The sequence below is a fragment of the Kitasatospora sp. NPDC004615 genome (assembly GCF_042873545.1).
In the GTDB taxonomy this organism is placed as follows: Bacteria; Actinomycetota; Actinomycetes; order Streptomycetales; family Streptomycetaceae; genus Kitasatospora.
In genome coordinates, this window is sequence record NZ_JBIALQ010000011.1 from 107,470 (window position 1) to 124,024 (window position 16,555).

The window sequence follows — 16,555 nt, forward strand, 5'->3', positions numbered from 1 at the left end:
CGCCCGGTCAGCCGCCCCCGCCGAGGACGATCCGCCGGACGCCCTCCCAGCGGGCCGGGTCGGTGACCCGCCGGCCGTCCAGCAGCACCCGCACGCCCGGGAAGTCGACGGCGCCGAGGTCCCGGTACTCGGGGTGGTCGGCCTGCACGACCAGCGCGGCGACGGGCTTGCCGTCGTCGGGCGGCAGGCCGAGCGCGGCGAGTTCCTCCGGCGTGTACAGCGGGTCGCTGACGCCGACCCGGGCGCCGGCCGCCCGCAGCGCCGCGACCAGCGGGAACACCCCGGAGACGGCGGTCTCCTTGACGCCGCCCCGGTAGGACGCGCCGAGCACGGTGACGGCGACACCGTCCAGCGGGCCGAGCGCGCCCGCCAGCAGTCCGACCGCGTACGCCGGGACCTGCTCGTTGGCCTCCCGGGCGGCGCGCACCACGGTCGCGTCCGGGTCGTTCCACAGGTACAGCCGCGGGTAGACCGGGATGCAGTGCCCGCCGACCGCGATGCCGGGGCGGTGCAGGTGGCTGTAGGGCTGTGAGTTGCAGGCGTCGATCACTTCGACCAGGTCGACGCCGACCCGGTCCGCGAGCCGGGCGAACTGGTTGACCAGCGCGATGTTGACGTCCCGGTAGGTGGTCTCGGCGAGCTTCGAGAACTCGGCGGCCTCCGCCCCGCTCAGCGCCCACACGCCGTTGCCGCGCGGCAGGTCGGGGCGCGGGTCGAAGTCCAGCACCGCCCGGTAGAACGCGACGCCGCGCCGGGTGGACTCCTCGTCGATGCCGCCGACCAGCTTGGGGTAGCGCCGCAGGTCGGCGAAGACCCGCCCGGTGCGGACCCGTTCGGGGCTGAACACCAGCGCGAAGTCCCGGCCGGCGGTCAGCCCGGAGCCGTCCTCCAGCCGCCGGGCGAACCGGCCGCGCACGGTGCCCACCGGCAGTGTGGTCTCGTAGCTGATCAGCGTGCCGGGCCGCAGCCCGGCGGCGACGGCGTCGGTGGCGGCGTCCAGCAGCGCGAAGTCGGGCCGGCCGTCGGCGTCGGTGAGCAGCGGGACGACGATCACCACGGCGTCGGCCGCCGCGGTGGCGGCGGCGGTGTCGGTGGTGGCGTGCAGGCGGCCGGCGGCGACGGTCTCGGCGAGCAGTTCGTCGAGGTGGGCCTCGCGGGGGAACGGCGGGCGCCCGGCGGTGACGGCGGCGACCACCGCGGGGGCGATGTCGGCGCCGGTGACCCGGTGTCCCTTGGTGGCGAACTGGACGGCCAGCGGCAGGCCGATCTTGCCCAGCCCGACCACGCAGACGTGCAGCGCCGTCACTCGGTCACCTTCCGGTAGGACGTCTGGTGTCATCGGGCGGCCCGCAGCGTGTCGGGGCGGCCGCGCCAGGCCTTCCGGGCGCGGCGCAGCGCGCGGCGTGCGGGGGCGGGGACCATCCGTCGCCAGCCGGTGGGGCCGGGGGCGCGGCCGGTGTCGAACAGCGTGTCGGGCAGGCCGAGCCGCCGGTCGCGGTACATCGGGTAGCGGGCGTACAGCCGGCCGCCGCGGCGTTCGACGGGGGCGGGGCCGTACTGCCGTTCCCAGTCGATGAGTTCGCACAGGGTGGCGAGTTCGCCGCGGCGGGCGAGCGCGAGGCGCAGCCGGGCGGGTACCGGTACGGCGGCGAACACGGCGGGTGGGCAGTGCCGGTCGAGCAGCCGGCCGATCTCGCCGAGGATGCGCCGCTGCATGGCGGGCGGTTCGGCGAGGAACTGCTCCTGCAGCACCTGCGGGACGTCCCAGCTGAAGTAGCGTTCCCGGACGGCGTCGCGGGCGGGGCCGGGGCGGGTGCCCCGCTCCAGCACCTCCTGGACGGCGCCCATGGCGCGCAGCCGGTCGATCGGCCCGGCGCGGTGGGTGACGTTGGAGCGGTCCTGCCGCAGCACCAGGTGGTAGTAGTCGTAGTCGGCGAGCACGGACACCTTGCGGGCGTTGAGCAGCGCGCCGAGGGTGAACGGCTGGTCGGAGCAGACCGGCAGGTCCTCGCGGCGGCGCAGGCCGTGGCTGAGCACCAGGGCGCGGCGGAACATCTTGGTGTCGGCGAGTGCCCAGGCGAGCGCCGAGTCGGTGAAGCCGACGTGTTCGGCGGTGCGCTCGAAGATGCCCTGCGGGACGATCCGGCCGTTCTCGCCGACGAGTTTGGGGATCAGCACGTCGGACTGCCAGCGGTCGGCGGTGTCGACCATCCGCTCCAGTGCCTCGGGGCCGAGCCAGTCGTCGGCGCCGAGGTACATCAGGTAGCGGCCGCGGGCCAGGTCGGTGCCGCGGTTGGTGGGTTTGGCGGGGCCGCCGGACGCGGGCTGCCGTACGGTGCGCAGCAGTCCGGGGTGGGCGTCGGCGAACCGGGCGAGTTCCTCGGTGCTGCCGTCGCTCGACCCGTCGTCGACGGCGACCACTTCCATCCGGTCCGCGCCGATGGTCTGTTCGGCCAGCGAGTTCAGGCAGTCGGTGAGGTACGGCATGGTGTCGTGGACGGCGATCACCACACTGACGTCCGGTTCGGGCTCGGTCACGAGATACCAACTCCCGGGCCGACCGTTCGGTCACCTCCCCCACCCGAACGAGTGAGTGGGTCAGACGGCGGGTTCGGTGGCGGCGCCGGCGTAGATCCGGGCGATCACGTCCTCGATGGCGGGTTCGCGCAGCGACAGGTCGACCAGCGGGTAGCGCTCGGCGACGGCGGCGACCAGCGGGGCGGCGCTCTGCCGGGCCGGGAACGCCAGCCACTGCCGCGGGCCCTCGACCTTGACGGTGCGCACCCCGGGCAGTTCGATCGGCGGGTGCGCGGTGGCCAGGTCGACCACCAGGGTGCGTTCGCTCTCGCCGGCCGCGTGCAGTTGCTCCAGCGGGCCGTCCAGCACCAGCCGGCCGTGGTCGATCACCATCACCCGGCCGCACAGCTGCTCGATGTCGGTGAGGTCGTGGGTGGTGAGCAGCACGGTGGTGCGCTGTTCGCGGTTGGTCTCGCGGAGGAACTCGCGGACCTTGGTCTTGCTGATCACGTCGAGTCCGATGGTCGGCTCGTCGAGGTACAGCACGTTCGGGTCGTGCAGGAGGGCGGCGGCGAGGTCGCCGCGCATCCGCTGGCCGAGCGAGAGCTGCCGTACGGGGGTGTCCAACAGGCCGCCCAGGTCGAGCAGTTCGACGCACCGGTCGAGGTTGGTCCGGTAGCGGGCGTCGGGGATCCGGTAGATCCGGCGGGCCAGTTCGTAGCTGTCGCGCAGCGGCAGGTCCCACCACAGGGTGGTGCGCTGGCCGAACACCACGCCGATCCGCCGGGCCAGCGCGGCCCGCCTGGCCGCCGGGTCCACTCCCGCCACCCGCAGCCGCCCGCCGGTGGGCACCAGGATCCCGGTGAGCATCTTCACCGTCGTCGACTTGCCGGCCCCGTTCGGCCCGATGTAGCCGACGCACTCCCCTTCCTCGACCTGGAAGGTGAGCCCGTCCACGGCCCGCACCTCGCGCTTCTCGCGCCGCCAACGGCCGTTCCGGGTGCGGACGGTGAATGTCCGCCGGACGTCCTCGACCTCGATCACCGCCACGGTCACTCTCCCTCTCTCAGCTTCCGGTGGAACGGTAGGCGCGCAGCCCGGCCCGCCAGGCCAGCGCCGCCGCCAGCACGCACAGCGCCGCCGCGACGGGCGAGGCGAAATGGAACGCGACGGGCAGGCCGAGCGGGTCGGGCCGGCCCAGGATGTGCAGCGCGGGCAGCCAGTTGACGAACGCCAGCGGCACCCCGAACACGGTGCCCGCGACGACCTCCTTCGCGAACACCGTCGGCGGGTACTGGAGCAGCGTGGAGCCGCCGTAGGTCACGGAGTTCTGCAGCTCGGCGGCCTCGCCCCACCAGAACTGCACGCAGGAGCAGCCGACGAAGACCGCGCAGAAGATCACCGTCCCGCACAGCAGCAGACCGGGCACCATCAGCACCCGGTCCCACGTCCACCGCACGTCCAGCGCGGTGAGCGACCAGCTGAGCACCGCGAACGCCTGCACCAGCCGGCCCAGCCGTCTCAACGAGAAGCGCTCGGCGGCGAGTTGGGCCAGCGCGGGGGCCGGCCGGATCAGCATGGTGTCCAGCGACCCGGACCGCACCCGTTCGCCCAGCCCGCTCACCGAACCGACCAGCAGGTTGGCCGCGCCGAGTGCCACCGACGACGTCCCGTACAGGAACCCGGTCTCGGCGAGCGTCCAGCCGGCCAGCTGCCGGGTGTGCCGGAACATCAGGATCAGCACCGCGAAGTCCAGGAACGTGATCAGCACGTTCGCGCCCAGCCCCAGCAGGAACGACGTCCGGTACGTCAGCATCGACCGGCCCCACATCGCGGCGATCAGCCACCACGAACGCACCGCCCAGCCCGCCCGGGCGGCGAACGACTCGCTCTCAACCACCCTGCACCACCACCTTGCGCACCGCGAGCGCCTGCACCACCCGCCCGACCGCCAACAGGGCTACCGCCCAGGCCAGTTGGAAGGCGTACAAGGTCACCAGGCTGTGCCCGGTGCGCCGTTGCAACAACACATCGGAAGGCAACTGCACCATCGCCGAGAACGGCAGCACCCCCGCCAACTCCCCCAACCAACCCGGAAACAACGGCAGGGGCAGCAGCATCCCGGAGAAGAACATCGACACCACCACCACCGCCGCCCGCACCCCCTCCGAGTCGTCCAGCCAGAACCCGGCCAACGACACCAGGAACCGCACCCCGAAACTCACCACCACCGCCAGCACCACCGCCAGCAGGAACTCCACCCACACCAGCGGCTCCGACGGCAACGCCAGCTCGAACACCAGCGCACCCAACGCGAGCGGCACCGCACCCCTGATCAGCAGCTGAAACCCCGCCCGCCCCAGGTCCGTCGCCAGCCACCACCCCTGGAAATCCACCGGCCGGTACAGATCGATCGCGATGTCCCCACTCCGGAACCGCGACTGCACATCGTCCTGGAACCCGCCGCCCCACACCGCGACCGTCACCAACAACGCCTGGCTGATCCACACATACGTCACCGCCTGCCGCGCGTCATACCCCCCGAGCCCCGGCCTCGCATGCCACAACGCGAGCATCGTCGACGCCAGGATCCCCCCGAACACGCTATTGGTGACCACCCCCGCCACCGTCGCCGCCCGATACGTCGAATACCGCCGGAACGCGCCGCGGGCGACGGCTAAGTAGACCCCGAACATGTCGGCTGTCTCCTTGGGTGCTGGAAAACAGGGGCGCGTGGGGGTACCGCCCGGCCCGCCAGGGCTGGGGGAGAACTGCGCGAAGGGGAACGTACCAAACCGCAAGGTCGCGACGCCGGGCAATTACTTGCACGTGCTCGCGACCTTGCGGACCGATAATCCCAAGCTGTTACAGGTACAGCCCCGTCGACCCTTCAAGGTCCCCGAAGCGTCCCGCCGCCACCGCGTGCAGGTCGCGTTCCCGGAGCAGGATGTAGGTCGCGCCGCGCACCTCCACCTCCAGCTTGTCCTCCGGGTCGTAGAGCACCCGGTCGCCGGGCTCCACCGAGCGGACGCTCTGGCCGACGGCCACGGCTTCGGCCCAGGTGCAGCGGCGCGAAAGCTCCGCGGTGGCGGGGATCAGGATGCCGCCGGTGGAGCGGCGCTCGCCCTCGCCGGTCTCGGTCCTGACGAGGACCCGGTCGTGCAGCATCCGAATCGGAAGCTTCTCCCCGAGCCGGTCGTGTCTGCTCTGCGTGTCGTTCTCACTCACTCCCCGACCGTACCGGACAGCGAAAACGGCGGGGTCCCGGGCGTCGAAACCCGGGTCCCCGCCGTCCGCAGGAGCTGTCAGCCCTTGCGGCGCCGCTTCGCGGAGGCGATGAGCAGCACCACGCCGACGCCGACCAGCGCGACGGGCACGATCCGCTCGGGTCGCGGCCGCCCGTCCTCGTCGACGAACCTGGACTTGACCTGCTCGACGGCGCCGCTCGCGGCGACGTACGCCTTGCCGGCCCGCTGCTCGACCGTGGCGCGCAGCTTGGCCTTGGTCTGGGCGGCGACGGTGGCCGGGTGCACGCGCATGGCGAGCTCGTCGAGGGTCGCGGCGAGCCTGTCCCTGGTCCCGGCGATGTCCGCCTCGATCTGGGCCGTCGTGCGCGGTGCCGACGTGTCCTTGCTGCTCGCTGCCACTGGGGCCACCCCATCTCTGTTACCGCTAGGTACGTCTCTGCACCGACAGTCTGTCAGCTCGCTGTCGCGCTCGCGCAGCGCCACCCACCAACGGAGGTAGGTTGGCGGGGAGCACCACCCTGTCCTGGACCGGAGGAGAGAAGCACCATCGTGAGCGAGCGCCTGCAGGCGGGCGACACCGCCCCCGCCTTCACCCTGCCCGACGCCGACGGCAACGAGGTGTCGCTGGCCGACCACCTCGGCCGCAAGGTGATCGTCTACTTCTACCCGGCGGCGCTGACCCCGGGCTGCACCAAGCAGGCCTGCGACTTCACGGACAACCTGGAGGTCTTCGCGGGCGCGGGCTACGACGTGATCGGCATTTCGCCGGACAAGCCGGAGAAGCTCGGCAAGTTCCGCGAGACGGAGCACCTGAAGGTGACGCTGCTGTCGGACCCGGAGCACAAGGTGCTCGAGGCGTACGGCGCGTACGGCGAGAAGATGAACTACGGCCGCACCTACCAGGGTGTGATCCGCTCCACGGTGATCGTGGACGAGCAGGGCAAGGTCGAACGGGCGCTCTACAACGTCCGGGCCACCGGCCATGTCGCGAAGCTGCTGAAGGACCTGAAGGTCGGGCAGTAACCGAGAACGCGGCAGCGGTGGCGGCCGACCCCCCGACCGGGTCGACCGCCACCGCCGTTCATGGGTCCGGGATCAGCAGGCCCCGAGGTCCGTCCAGACGCCCCAGGCGCCGCTCAGCGACGGGTCCTCGCCCGCGGTCCACCACTTGTTCTGGTAGTAGTGGCCCTTCCACGACACCTTGGTGACGGCGGCGTAGGTGGTCCCGGCGCTCCAGCTCGGCGCGGCCGAGCAGCTGCCGGCGGACGCCGACGGCGACGCGGACTGCGAAGCCGAGGCGGACGCGGACGCGGACGCGGACGCCGACGGCGAGGCCGACTGCGAGGGCGAGGCGGAGGCCGACGCAGAGGCGCTGGCCGAGGTGCTCGGCGACGGCGAGCCGGTGCCCGCGGTGGCGCCGCGGGTGTAGTCGCCGGTGATGCCGTACAGGGTGCCGCCGACGTTGACGGTCCAGTTGGCGGGGGTGGAGACCGGCAGGTAGTAGACGAACGCGACGTCCACCGAGGCGCCGGGCGCCAGCGACTGCCAGGTCGGCAGCTTCAGCGAGACCCGGTTGTAGGTGCCCTTCAGACCGCCGGTGTTGTTGCCGGTGTGGTCGGCCCGGATGACCTTGGAGCCGAAGCCGGACTGGTCGGCGGCGTTGCTGGGCGCGGAGTTCGAGTAGTCGAACTGGAACTCGGTGCCGCCGGGCAGGGTGACGGTCGAGTTGTTGACGATGTGGATCTTCGGGTTGATCGGGTAGTTGTTGTCACCCAGCGCGAAGTTGGTGAACGACACGTCGATCGGCAGGGTCTGCTGCGGCAGCGCGACGGTGGAGCGGGTCGCGCCGTACGCCGAGGCCGCCTTGAACTTGTCGTACAGCAGCGAGGTCATGGTGTTGCCCTGGACGTACTCGCCCTTGCCGCCATTGGCGGTGGCGTCCCACTTGTAGTCGCCGGCGAGCTCCCAGATCATCGCGCCACCGACGCCCTGGTTGACCAGGTAGTCGGCCTTGACACCGATGGACTGGTCGTCCTCGGTGGACAGGAAGACCTTCTTGTCGGCGTTCCACAGCCACGGGGCGACCAGCGAGGCGCTGTAGTTGCGGGTGTAGCTGCCGTTCAGCGCGGTGTCCTTGACGCCGTACTTGGAGAGGTAGTCCGGCAGGATGCCGTTCTCCAGGTTCTTGGCGTGCCACATCGGGTTGGAGCCGGCCGGCGACTCCTTGCCGTTGTCGTCCAGGTCGTGCCAGATGTTGTCGATGCCGACGGCGCCGTCACCACAGGTGGTCAGGCCGGAGCCGGCCGGACAGTTGGTGGTGGAGGCGGTGCCCCACAGGCCGTTGGTGCCGCCCTGCACGTTCTGGAAGCCGCGGGTGTAGTACGGCACGCCGAGGTTGATCCGGCCGGCCGGCATCGCGCCGCGGAAGTAGTGGTAGGCCCAGTCACCGTTCAGGTAGCCGATCCCGCCGTACTGCGAGGTGCCGTACACGTTGGCGGCCGCGAGCTCGCCGTCCTTGCCGTCGTCGTACAGCGCGGCGTTCGGGCCGACGTACTTGTTCCAGGCGCCGTGCAGGTCGTACGACATGATGTTGACGTAGTCCAGGTACTGGGTGACCTGGAAGGTCTCCATGCCGCGCAGCAGGTAGCCCGAGGACGGGGCGGCGACCGACAGCAGGTAGTACTTGCCGTCGGCGGCGGAGGCCCGGTCGAGCTTCTCGCGCATGGTCTTCATCAGCGCCGCGTAGCCCTTCATCAGGGACGCGCGCTTGGCGTTGGAGATGGAGTAGTCGAGCGGGTTGCCCGCGTCCTTCATCGAGGTCGGGTACTCGTAGTCGAGGTCGACGCCGTTGAAGCCGTACTTCTTGATGAAGTTGACGGCGGAGTCCGCGAAGGTGTTGATGCCGGCCTGGTTGACCGACCCGTCCGCGTTGACGGTCATCGAGTAGAAGCCGCCGGAGTTGACCCGCTTGCCCGAGTCGTCGAAGTAGCCGCCGGTCTCGGCCCAACCGCCCACCGAGACCATGGTCTTGACGTTCGGGAACTGCTTCTTGTACTTGCTGAGCAGGTTGAAGTGGCCCTTGTAGGGCAGCGACGGGTCCATCTCCGCGCCGGCCACGCCCGGGAAGGTCATCCCGGTGGAGGCGTTGTCCGCGTTGTCGGTGCCCACCGAGATGGTGTTGTCACCGGCGACGTGCGCGAACGCGTAGTTGAGGTGGGTGACCTTGTCCCAGGGGATGTTGTTCACCAGGTAGGCGGGCGTGCCGTCCTTGCCGGTGCGCCAGCCGGTGAAGTAGCCGATGACGCGGCGCTGGTGGTCGGCGCCCATCTGCTCGCGGCCGCTGGTGTCGTAGACGTTGCAGTAGGGGACGTCGACGCCGGGCGTGGTGTACATGCCGTCGGGGCGGCACGCCTGGTTGTCGACGGCGGCGGCGGACGGCGCGACGCCGAGCGTGCCCATCAGCAGGCCCGCGAGTCCCGCCGCCGCGGTGGCGGCGAACGCCACCTTGCGGCCGCTCTTCTGACGGCCGGCAGCGGTGGGACGCTGCGCCGTGGTGTGTCGGATCAACACTCGGTCCTCCGGGAGAGAGTGTCGCGTGCATGCCTGTGGGAGGGCATGCACATGTGGGGGAAGTTCCGCCGAACTTAAAAGGTCTGGACCATCCACGTCAACAGGTCTGTACCAACTTGGCAAGAAAGGCCGAACCGTCCGCACTCGGACGATCCGGCCTTCTCCAGGGCGAGTTGACGCCACTTCATACTCGCGGCCATCGCGTTGACCAGCATCCCGGACGGGCCGTCGCCCTCCGGCGAGCAGGCGAATATGCCACCCAGGCCCTTGCTGGTGGCGTAGGCGCCGCGCGCCGCGATGGCCCGCGAGGCATCGCCGACCCACAGGCTGGTGCCGTCGTAGATCCACGCGCTCCGGGTGGTCGGCACGGGTCGCTCCGAAATTCACGCCCGGCGGGGGGACCGGACGCCGCCCGAAAGGGTGGTGCACGTCGAGGTGACGGACAAGTAGCATGACGGGGAAGTCGCTGCCTGCGGTCTTGGCGGAATTGGCAGACGCCCGGGTTTTAGGTGCCCGTGAGAGAAATCTCGTGAGGGTTCGAGTCCCTCAGGCCGCACCCATGGCGAAGGGCCCGCCCGGAACGTTCCGGGCGGGCCCTTCGCGCGTCAACGCGGAGTCTCAGCCGAGCAGTTCGGCCACCACCGGGGCGAGCGAGCGGAACGCCTGACCGCGGTGGCTGATCGCGTTCTTCTCCTCGGCGCTCAACTCGGCGCAGGTCCGGCTCTCGCCGAGCGGCTGCAGGATCGGGTCGTAGCCGAAGCCGCCGCTGCCGGCCGGCTCGGTGCGCAGCGTGCCGTGCAGCCGGCCCTCGACGACCCGCTCGGTGCCGTCGGGCAGCGCGAGCGCGGCGGCGCAGGCGAAGGACGCGGCGCGGTGCTCGGCCGCGATGTCGCCGAGCTGGGCGAGCAGCAGGTCCAGGTTGGCCTTGTCGTCGCCGTGCCGGCCGGCCCAGCGGGCGGAGAAGATGCCGGGCGCCCCGCCGAGCACGTCCACGCACAGCCCGGAGTCGTCGGCGACCGCGGGGAGTCCGGTGGCGCGGGCCAGCGCGTGCGCCTTCAGCAGGGCGTTCTCGGCGAAGGTCACGCCGGTCTCCGGCACGTCCGGCACCTCGGGGAAGGCGTCCGCGCCGACCAGTTCGACATCCAGCCCGGCCGCGCCGAGGATGTCGCGCAGCTCGGCGACCTTGTGCTGGTTACGGGTGGCGAGAACGAGGCGCGTGGTCATGCCCGCAAGCCTAACCACCCGCTGATCTCAGCCCGTGCACACCTTGCTGATCCGCCCCGCGGCGTCCCCGAGCGGGCCGAGGTCGGGCGTCTCGTTGGCGTCGATGGCCTTCTGCACCTTGTCGACCTGGGTCTGCAGGTCGCCGACGGCCTTGGCCAGGTCGGCGTCGCTGGAGTTGCGGCCGATCTTGTCCAGGTCGCCCTTGATCTTCTGGACGGCCTTCCCCGCGGCGGCCGGGTCCTTGTCCGCGTTGTTGTACGCGGAGCCGAGCTGCGCCACGTCGGTGGAGAGCTGCACGGCCGTGTTGGCGCAGCTCACCGCCTTCTCCGCGGCGGAGCAGCTGACCGCACTCAGCGGCAGGATCAGCACCAACGCGGCGACGGCCAGCGCGGTGGTGCGGTTGATGCTGAGTGGCTGCTGCATCGGCGAGTCCTCCAGGAGGGTGTGCGGGCTCACAGCGGAACGTTAAGGGTCTGCCCGCGTGCCTGTACAGCACACGCGGGCCTGCCCTTCGGTTCTGACGGCCGTTCGGCCCACCGCGGTTCCCAGGGGAAGCCGTTACAGCTCGAGCGCCTTGCGCTGGATCTCGTCCAGCTCGGCGCAGCCCAGGCTGCCCAGGTCGAGCAGCTGGTTGAGCAGGTCGCGGTCGAACGGGGCGCCCTCGGCGGTGCCCTGGACCTCGACGAAGCGCCCGTCGGAGGTGCAGACGATGTTCATGTCGGTCTCGGCCCGGACGTCCTCCTCGTAGCGGAGGTCGAGCATCGGGACGCCGTCGATGATGCCGACGCTGACCGCGCTGACGCCGCCGGTGATCGGCTGTCCCTTGGCGCGCAGCAGCTTCTTCTCGCGGGCCCAGGAGACCGCGTCGACCAGCGCCACGTACGCGCCGGTGATCGCGGCGGTGCGGGTGCCGCCGTCGGCCTGGAGGACGTCGCAGTCCAGTACGAAGGTGTTCTCGGCGAGCGCCCGGTGGTCGACCACGGCGCGCAGCGAGCGGCCGATCAGCCGGCTGATCTCGTGGGTGCGGCCGCCGATCTTGCCGCGCACCGACTCGCGGTCGCCGCGGGTGTTGGTGGCGCGCGGCAGCATGGCGTACTCGGCGGTGACCCAGCCTTCGCCGCTGCCCTTGCGCCAGCGCGGGACGCCCTCGGTGACGCTGGCGGTGCACAGCACCTTGGTGTCGCCGTAGGAGACCAGGACGGATCCTTCGGCGTGCTTGCTCCAGCCCCGTTCGATGGTGATGGGGCGGAGCTGGTCGGGGGTGCGGCCGTCGATGCGTGACATGCGAACGAGCGTATCCCGTCCGGCTCCCCGCCCGTCCCCGTCCCGTCCCGTCCTGCCCTGCCCCGTCCCCACCCTCGTCCCCGTTCCGTCCCCGTCCCGTCCCTGGACGGGGACGGCCCGCCACCCGGGAGTCCGGGGGCGGGCCGGCGGGGCCTCGGCTCACATCATGTCTTCGATCTCGGCCGCGATCGGGTCGGCGTCGGTGCCGATGACGACCTGGATGGCGGTGCCCATCTTCACCACACCGTGGGCGCCGGCCGCCTTGAGGGCCGCCTCGTCGACCTTGGAGGCGTCGTGGACCTCGGTGCGCAGCCGGGTGATGCAGCCTTCGACCTCGTCGATGTTCTCGATTCCGCCGAGACCGGCGACGATCTTCTCAGCCTTGCTGGCCATGGTCTTTCTCCCTCTGTCTCGGCGCATCGGCGGTCGGTCGCCGGGTGCCGTACTGCGTGTGCGGTGGTACCGGCCGGAAGTGACTCGGGATCAGTCTGCCGCGCCTTCCGACGGCGCGACCAGCATCACCCGATTCCGGACGATATGCCATGTTGGTCCACGTTCGGACCAGCTCCGCGCGCGGTCCGCTCGGGGGTCGCCCGAAGATGACGATCACCGGGCCCATGGGCCCGGCGGACCGCCTCCGGCCCCCATAAATGGTCTACACCAATTATAGGTGTACTCGGACAACGCCGGACGATCCGCCGGTGTTCCTGGCCCTCCCACGGACGGACCGGGCACGCGAAGCACGGAGGGCCGACGATTGAGTTCAACAGGCGCCGCCGCTCATCAGAGCACCTGGTGGCACACCTTCTACGGCGGCCTGCAGAAGATGGGCCGGAGCCTCCAGCTGCCGGTCGCCGTGCTGCCCGCCGCCGGCATCCTCACCCGCCTCGGCCAGGACGACATCTTCGGCAAGGACGGCCTCGGCTGGGACCGGGTCGCCAGGGCCATCGCCGCCGCCGGTGGCGCGCTCCTCGACCCGGCCCTCGGCCTGCCACTGCTGTTCTGCATCGGTGTGGCGATCGGCATGGCCAAGAAGGCGGACGGCTCGACCGCGCTCGCCGCGGTGGCGGGCTTCCTGGTCTACTACGCCGTCCTGCGGGCCTTCCCGAAGGCCTGCCCGGTCCCCTCGGTGCTGGAGCAGACGGTCTGCGTCGACTTCGAGGCCAAGACAGTGGTGAAGGTGGACTTCCAGAACCCCGGCGTGCTCGGCGGCATCCTGATGGGTCTGTTCTCGGCCAAGCTGTGGGTGCGCTACCACCGGGTCAAGCTGGTCGACTGGCTGGGCTTCTTCAACGGCCGCCGCCTGGTCCCGATGATCACCGCCCTGGTCGGCCTGCTGTTCGGCTCGCTGATGGTGTGGATCTGGCAGCCGATCGGCACCGGGCTGGAGGACTTCTCCAAGTGGCTGTCCGACCTGGGCGCCGGCGGCTCCGGCATCTTCGGCGTCGCCAACCGCGCCCTGCTGCTGGTCGGCATGCACCAGCTGCTGAACACCTTCGTCTGGTTCCAGTTCGGCACCTTCACCAACCCGCACACCGGCAAGACCGCCACCGGCGACATCGGCCGCTTCCTGGCGGGTGACCCGACGGCCGGCCAGTTCCTCTCCGGTTTCTTCCCGATCATGATGTTCGCGCTGCCCGCCGCCGCGATGGCCATCGCCGCCTCGGCGAAGCCGCACCGCCGCAAGGAGATCTACGGCCTGATGACCTCGGTCGCGCTGACCTCCTTCGTCACCGGCGTCACCGAGCCCATCGAGTACTCCTTCGCCTACGTCGCCCCGCTGCTGTTCGGCATCCACGCCCTGCTCACCGGCGCCTCGATGGCCATCACCTGGGCGCTCGGCGTCCATGACGGCTTCAGTTTCTCGGCCGGACTCATCGACTACGTGATCAACTGGAACCTGGCCACCAAACCCTGGCTGATCATCCCGATCGGCCTGTGCTTCGCGGCGGTCTACTACGTCGTCTTCCGGTTCGTCATCGTCAAATTCGACCTGAAAACACCAGGACGCGAGGAGGAGGGCGAGATCGAGGACCCGACCAAGGCCTGACGAATTCGCCCTGCGCGCCCCCGGTGGGAGACAATTTCCGTCCGGGGGCGCCGTGTTGTCCGGCGGCCGAGGCGGCGGGCCGGGCAGGTTTCGATTCCGCAGCGCTTGACGGGGGCCGACCTTCGGAGGGTTCCGGAGCGTGTTCGGCGCGTGCTAGAAACTGGACCGGGCCACCAGTGGTCTAGACCAGGATCGCGCTGCCGTGAGGAACCGCCCGCTATGAGTACGACCGCACCGAACTCGCAGGCGGCACCGGGCGGACGGGCCCTGCGCTCCCGGGTCTTCCCCGCCCTCCAGAAGATCGGCCGCAGCCTCCAGCTCCCGATCGCCGTCCTGCCCGCCGCCGGCATCCTGCTCCGACTCGGTCAGGACGACGTGTTCGGCCCCAAGGGCCTCGGCTGGACCAAGGTCGCCGAAGTCTTCGCCGCGTCCGGCCACGCCGTCTTCGACTGGATGCCGCTGCTGTTCTGCGTCGGCATCGCGATCGGCTACGCCAAGAAGTCCGACGGCTCCACCGCACTCGCCGCACTGGTCGGCTTCCTGACGTACCACCAGGTGCTCACCGCCTTCCCCAAAACCGCCTACCAGGTGCTCCCCGGCAAGGACATCGAGGCCACCTACCAGGACCCCGGGGTACTCGGCGGAGTCGTCGTCGGCCTGCTCTCCGCCCTGCTCTGGCAACGCCTGCACCGCACCCGGCTGGTCGACTGGCTCGGCTTCTTCAACGGCCGCCGACTGGTACCCATCGTGATGGCCTTCGTCGGCACCGGCCTCGGCGTCTTCTTCGGCCTCTGCTGGGGCCCGATCGGCTCCGCCGTCGACGAGTTCAGCAACTGGGTGATCGGCCTCGGCGCACTCGGCGCCGGCGTCTTCGGCCTGATCAACCGGGCGCTCCTGCCGTTCGGCCTGCACCAGATCGCCAACACCTTCTTCTGGCAGCAGGCCGGCAACTACACCGTCGGCGACCGCACCTTCCACGGCGACCAGACCCGCTTCTTCCAACTCGACCCCAACGCGGGCCAGTTCATGTCCGGCTTCTTCCCCGTCATGATGTTCGGCCTGCCCGCCGCCGCCCTCGCCATCGCCCACTGCGCCCGCCCCGAACGCCGCCGAGCCGTCCTCGGCATGATGATCTCGCTCGCCCTCACCTCCTTCGCCACCGGCATCACCGAACCCATCGAATTCGCCTTCGTCTTCATCGCCCCCGCCCTCTACGTCGCCCACGCCCTCCTCACCGGCATCTCCATGGCCGCCACCTGGGCCCTCGGCGTCCACCACGGCTTCACCTTCTCCGCCGGCGTCATCGACTACGTCCTCAACTGGGGCTACGCCACCAGACCTTGGCTGATCATCCCGATAGGCCTGGTCATCGCGGTGATCTACTACACGGCCTTCCGATTCGTCATCCTCCGCTTCGACCTGAAAACCCCTGGGCGCGAGGAAGAAGGCTTCGAGGAAACATAGGACCGCGCGCCCCGCAGGACGCGCCCCGCAGGGGCGCGGGGAACTGCGCGAAGCGGAAGGAGCACGCCCGCAAGATCGCGCCCCCGACAGCCAGTTGCACGCGGAAGCGCCCCTCAGATCCACCCCAGCCTCGTAGCGTGCACCCCCGCCTGGAACCTCGACTGCGCCCCCAACGAAGCCGTCAGATCCGCCACCAGCCTCCGCACCGTCCGGTCCGAGATCTCCAGCTTCCGCCCGATCGCCTGATCCGTCAGCCCGGCGGCGAGCAGCCGCAGCACCTCCCGGTGCCGGTCACCCGGTGCCGCACGGCCCAGAAGCTCCGGCGGAACCCAACTCGCCGCCCAGAAGTGCTCGAAGAGCTCCCGCACCACCGAGACCACCGCCGGGTCCCGGACCACCACCGCCGCACTGACGGGCGTCTCGCCGGGGGCGGGCAGGACGGCAAGGTGGGAGTCCACCACGATCAGCCAGAGCGGCAGGCTGTGCGCGACCCGGATGCTCGCGCCGGCGGCGGTGAGCGCCTGGACGTGGGCGAGCACGGCCGCCTGGTGGAGCGCGGCAGCAGGGTAGATGGTGCGCAGCGCAACCCGGTGGGCGAGGGCGATCCGTTCGCGGGCGAGTTTCTCGGCGAGGCCGGTCTCGGACTGGTCCTGCCCGGGCCGCAGCGACAGCGCCTCGGTGCGGGCGGCCCGGGCGGCGTCCTCCAGCAGGGCGGCGATCCGGTCGGGGCCGCGAACGAGTTCGTGGGCGGCGGCGGTGCGCAGCGGCAGGTAGTGGCGGTGCAGGTGCTCGACCCGTTCGTGGGTGCGGCGGGCCTCGCCGAGCAGCGCGGCGAGCCGGTGGTCGGAGTCGGTGAGCAGGTCCCGCACGGCGGTGTCGATGGAGACGGCAGCCACGCCGTTCGCGGTGGCGGTGGTCGACCGGAGCAGCCCGAGCGCGTGCAGGTCGTCCAGCGCCTTGGCGAACTCCGCTTCCTCGCAGTCGAGTTCGGCGCGCAGGGAGTCCAGCGGGCAGCCGGGGTCGGCGAGCAGTCGGGCGTACAGGGCGGTGCTGGTCTCCACCCTTCCGGAGCCTAGGGCCGCGACCGGAGGGCGGACGCCGTCATTTCAGTATCCGAGACGGGTGCTCCGGTGGCGGCCATGGCCTGATCCGGCGGGCCCGTTGCTCTTCGCGGGGCGGGCCGGGCTGCCCAGGATGG

Annotated in this window: 17 protein-coding genes and 1 tRNA gene; 4 read left to right on the top strand and 14 right to left on the bottom strand. The window is 70.8% G+C overall.

All coding sequences use genetic code 11. From position 1 onward, the window contains the following. Positions 1–7: 7 nt before the first annotated feature. The 7 genes from ACFYS8_RS31195 to ACFYS8_RS31225 form a co-directional block, all read right to left on the bottom strand. Positions 8–1,297, bottom strand: a complete 1,290-nt coding sequence (locus tag ACFYS8_RS31195; protein ID WP_387647646.1) for a nucleotide sugar dehydrogenase — start codon at positions 1,295–1,297, stop codon at positions 8–10. 38 nt (positions 1,298–1,335) lie between these two features. Next, positions 1,336–2,538 carry a glycosyltransferase family 2 protein gene (locus tag ACFYS8_RS31200; protein ID WP_387647411.1) on the bottom strand — a complete coding sequence of 401 codons (1,203 nt, stop codon included), beginning with the start codon at positions 2,536–2,538 and terminating at the stop codon, positions 1,336–1,338. A 60-nt stretch (positions 2,539–2,598) separates the two neighbouring features. Further along, positions 2,599–3,567 (bottom strand): ATP-binding cassette domain-containing protein, encoded by a 969-nt coding sequence (locus ACFYS8_RS31205; protein WP_387647414.1) that lies wholly within the window; start codon positions 3,565–3,567, stop codon positions 2,599–2,601. A 16-nt stretch (positions 3,568–3,583) separates the two neighbouring features. Beyond that, positions 3,584–4,348, bottom strand: coding sequence for an ABC transporter permease (locus ACFYS8_RS31210; RefSeq protein WP_387647648.1), 765 nt, complete (start codon positions 4,346–4,348; stop codon positions 3,584–3,586). Positions 4,349–4,409: 61 nt separating this feature from the next. Next, positions 4,410–5,213 carry an ABC transporter permease gene (locus tag ACFYS8_RS31215; protein ID WP_387647416.1) on the bottom strand — a complete coding sequence of 268 codons (804 nt, stop codon included), beginning with the start codon at positions 5,211–5,213 and terminating at the stop codon, positions 4,410–4,412. Between the two features lie 169 nt (positions 5,214–5,382). Then, complete coding sequence (locus ACFYS8_RS31220; protein WP_100588626.1) at positions 5,383–5,685, bottom strand: co-chaperone GroES; 303 nt, start codon at positions 5,683–5,685, stop codon at positions 5,383–5,385. Between the two features lie 137 nt (positions 5,686–5,822). Then, the gene (locus tag ACFYS8_RS31225; RefSeq protein WP_387647419.1) at positions 5,823–6,164 is read right to left on the bottom strand and encodes a DUF3618 domain-containing protein; all 342 of its coding nucleotides are present in this window, start codon (positions 6,162–6,164) and stop codon (positions 5,823–5,825) included. A 150-nt stretch (positions 6,165–6,314) separates the two neighbouring features. Between ACFYS8_RS31225 and bcp the strand changes: the two genes are divergently transcribed. Next, entirely contained in the window at positions 6,315–6,788 is a 474-nt protein-coding gene (gene bcp / locus ACFYS8_RS31230) for a thioredoxin-dependent thiol peroxidase (protein WP_387647421.1), read from the top strand. Between the two features lie 72 nt (positions 6,789–6,860). Here bcp and ACFYS8_RS31235 read toward each other — a convergent pair whose 3' ends face one another. Both ACFYS8_RS31235 and ACFYS8_RS31240 read right to left on the bottom strand, forming a co-directional pair. Beyond that, complete coding sequence (locus ACFYS8_RS31235) at positions 6,861–9,224, bottom strand: chitinase C-terminal domain-containing protein (protein WP_387647650.1); 2,364 nt, start codon at positions 9,222–9,224, stop codon at positions 6,861–6,863. 185 nt (positions 9,225–9,409) lie between these two features. Continuing rightward, positions 9,410–9,703, bottom strand: a complete 294-nt coding sequence (locus ACFYS8_RS31240) for a hypothetical protein (RefSeq protein ID WP_387647424.1) — start codon at positions 9,701–9,703, stop codon at positions 9,410–9,412. Between the two features lie 104 nt (positions 9,704–9,807). Here ACFYS8_RS31240 and ACFYS8_RS31245 point away from each other — a divergent pair. Beyond that, positions 9,808–9,891 (top strand) — tRNA-Leu (locus ACFYS8_RS31245). Positions 9,892–9,953: 62 nt separating this feature from the next. Here ACFYS8_RS31245 and rdgB read toward each other — a convergent pair. The 4 genes from rdgB to ACFYS8_RS31265 form a co-directional block, all read right to left on the bottom strand. Further along, positions 9,954–10,559, bottom strand: a complete 606-nt coding sequence (gene rdgB / locus ACFYS8_RS31250) for an RdgB/HAM1 family non-canonical purine NTP pyrophosphatase (RefSeq protein WP_387647428.1) — start codon at positions 10,557–10,559, stop codon at positions 9,954–9,956. 27 nt (positions 10,560–10,586) lie between these two features. After that, positions 10,587–11,015, bottom strand: coding sequence for a hypothetical protein (locus ACFYS8_RS31255; protein ID WP_387647430.1), 429 nt, complete (start codon positions 11,013–11,015; stop codon positions 10,587–10,589). 102 nt (positions 11,016–11,117) lie between these two features. Next, on the bottom strand, positions 11,118–11,843 hold the full coding sequence (gene rph, locus ACFYS8_RS31260) for a ribonuclease PH (protein ID WP_387647432.1): 726 nt from the start codon (positions 11,841–11,843) through the stop codon (positions 11,118–11,120). Positions 11,844–12,002: 159 nt separating this feature from the next. Continuing rightward, positions 12,003–12,236 (bottom strand): glucose PTS transporter subunit EIIB, encoded by a 234-nt coding sequence (locus tag ACFYS8_RS31265; RefSeq protein ID WP_014135942.1) that lies wholly within the window; start codon positions 12,234–12,236, stop codon positions 12,003–12,005. Positions 12,237–12,600: 364 nt separating this feature from the next. Here ACFYS8_RS31265 and ACFYS8_RS31270 point away from each other — a divergent pair, with 364 nt between their 5' ends. Together ACFYS8_RS31270 and ACFYS8_RS31275 are read left to right on the top strand one after the other, a co-directional pair. Beyond that, positions 12,601–13,893 carry a PTS transporter subunit EIIC gene (locus ACFYS8_RS31270; RefSeq protein WP_387647434.1) on the top strand — a complete coding sequence of 431 codons (1,293 nt, stop codon included), beginning with the start codon at positions 12,601–12,603 and terminating at the stop codon, positions 13,891–13,893. 219 nt (positions 13,894–14,112) lie between these two features. Then, positions 14,113–15,357 (top strand): PTS transporter subunit EIIC, encoded by a 1,245-nt coding sequence (locus tag ACFYS8_RS31275; RefSeq protein ID WP_387647437.1) that lies wholly within the window; start codon positions 14,113–14,115, stop codon positions 15,355–15,357. A gap of 113 nt (positions 15,358–15,470) precedes the next feature. Here ACFYS8_RS31275 and ACFYS8_RS31280 read toward each other — a convergent pair whose 3' ends face one another. After that, a complete protein-coding gene (locus ACFYS8_RS31280) occupies positions 15,471–16,418 on the bottom strand; it encodes a LuxR C-terminal-related transcriptional regulator (RefSeq protein WP_387647440.1) in 948 nt (315 codons plus the stop codon). Between the last annotated feature and the right edge of the window lie 137 nt (positions 16,419–16,555).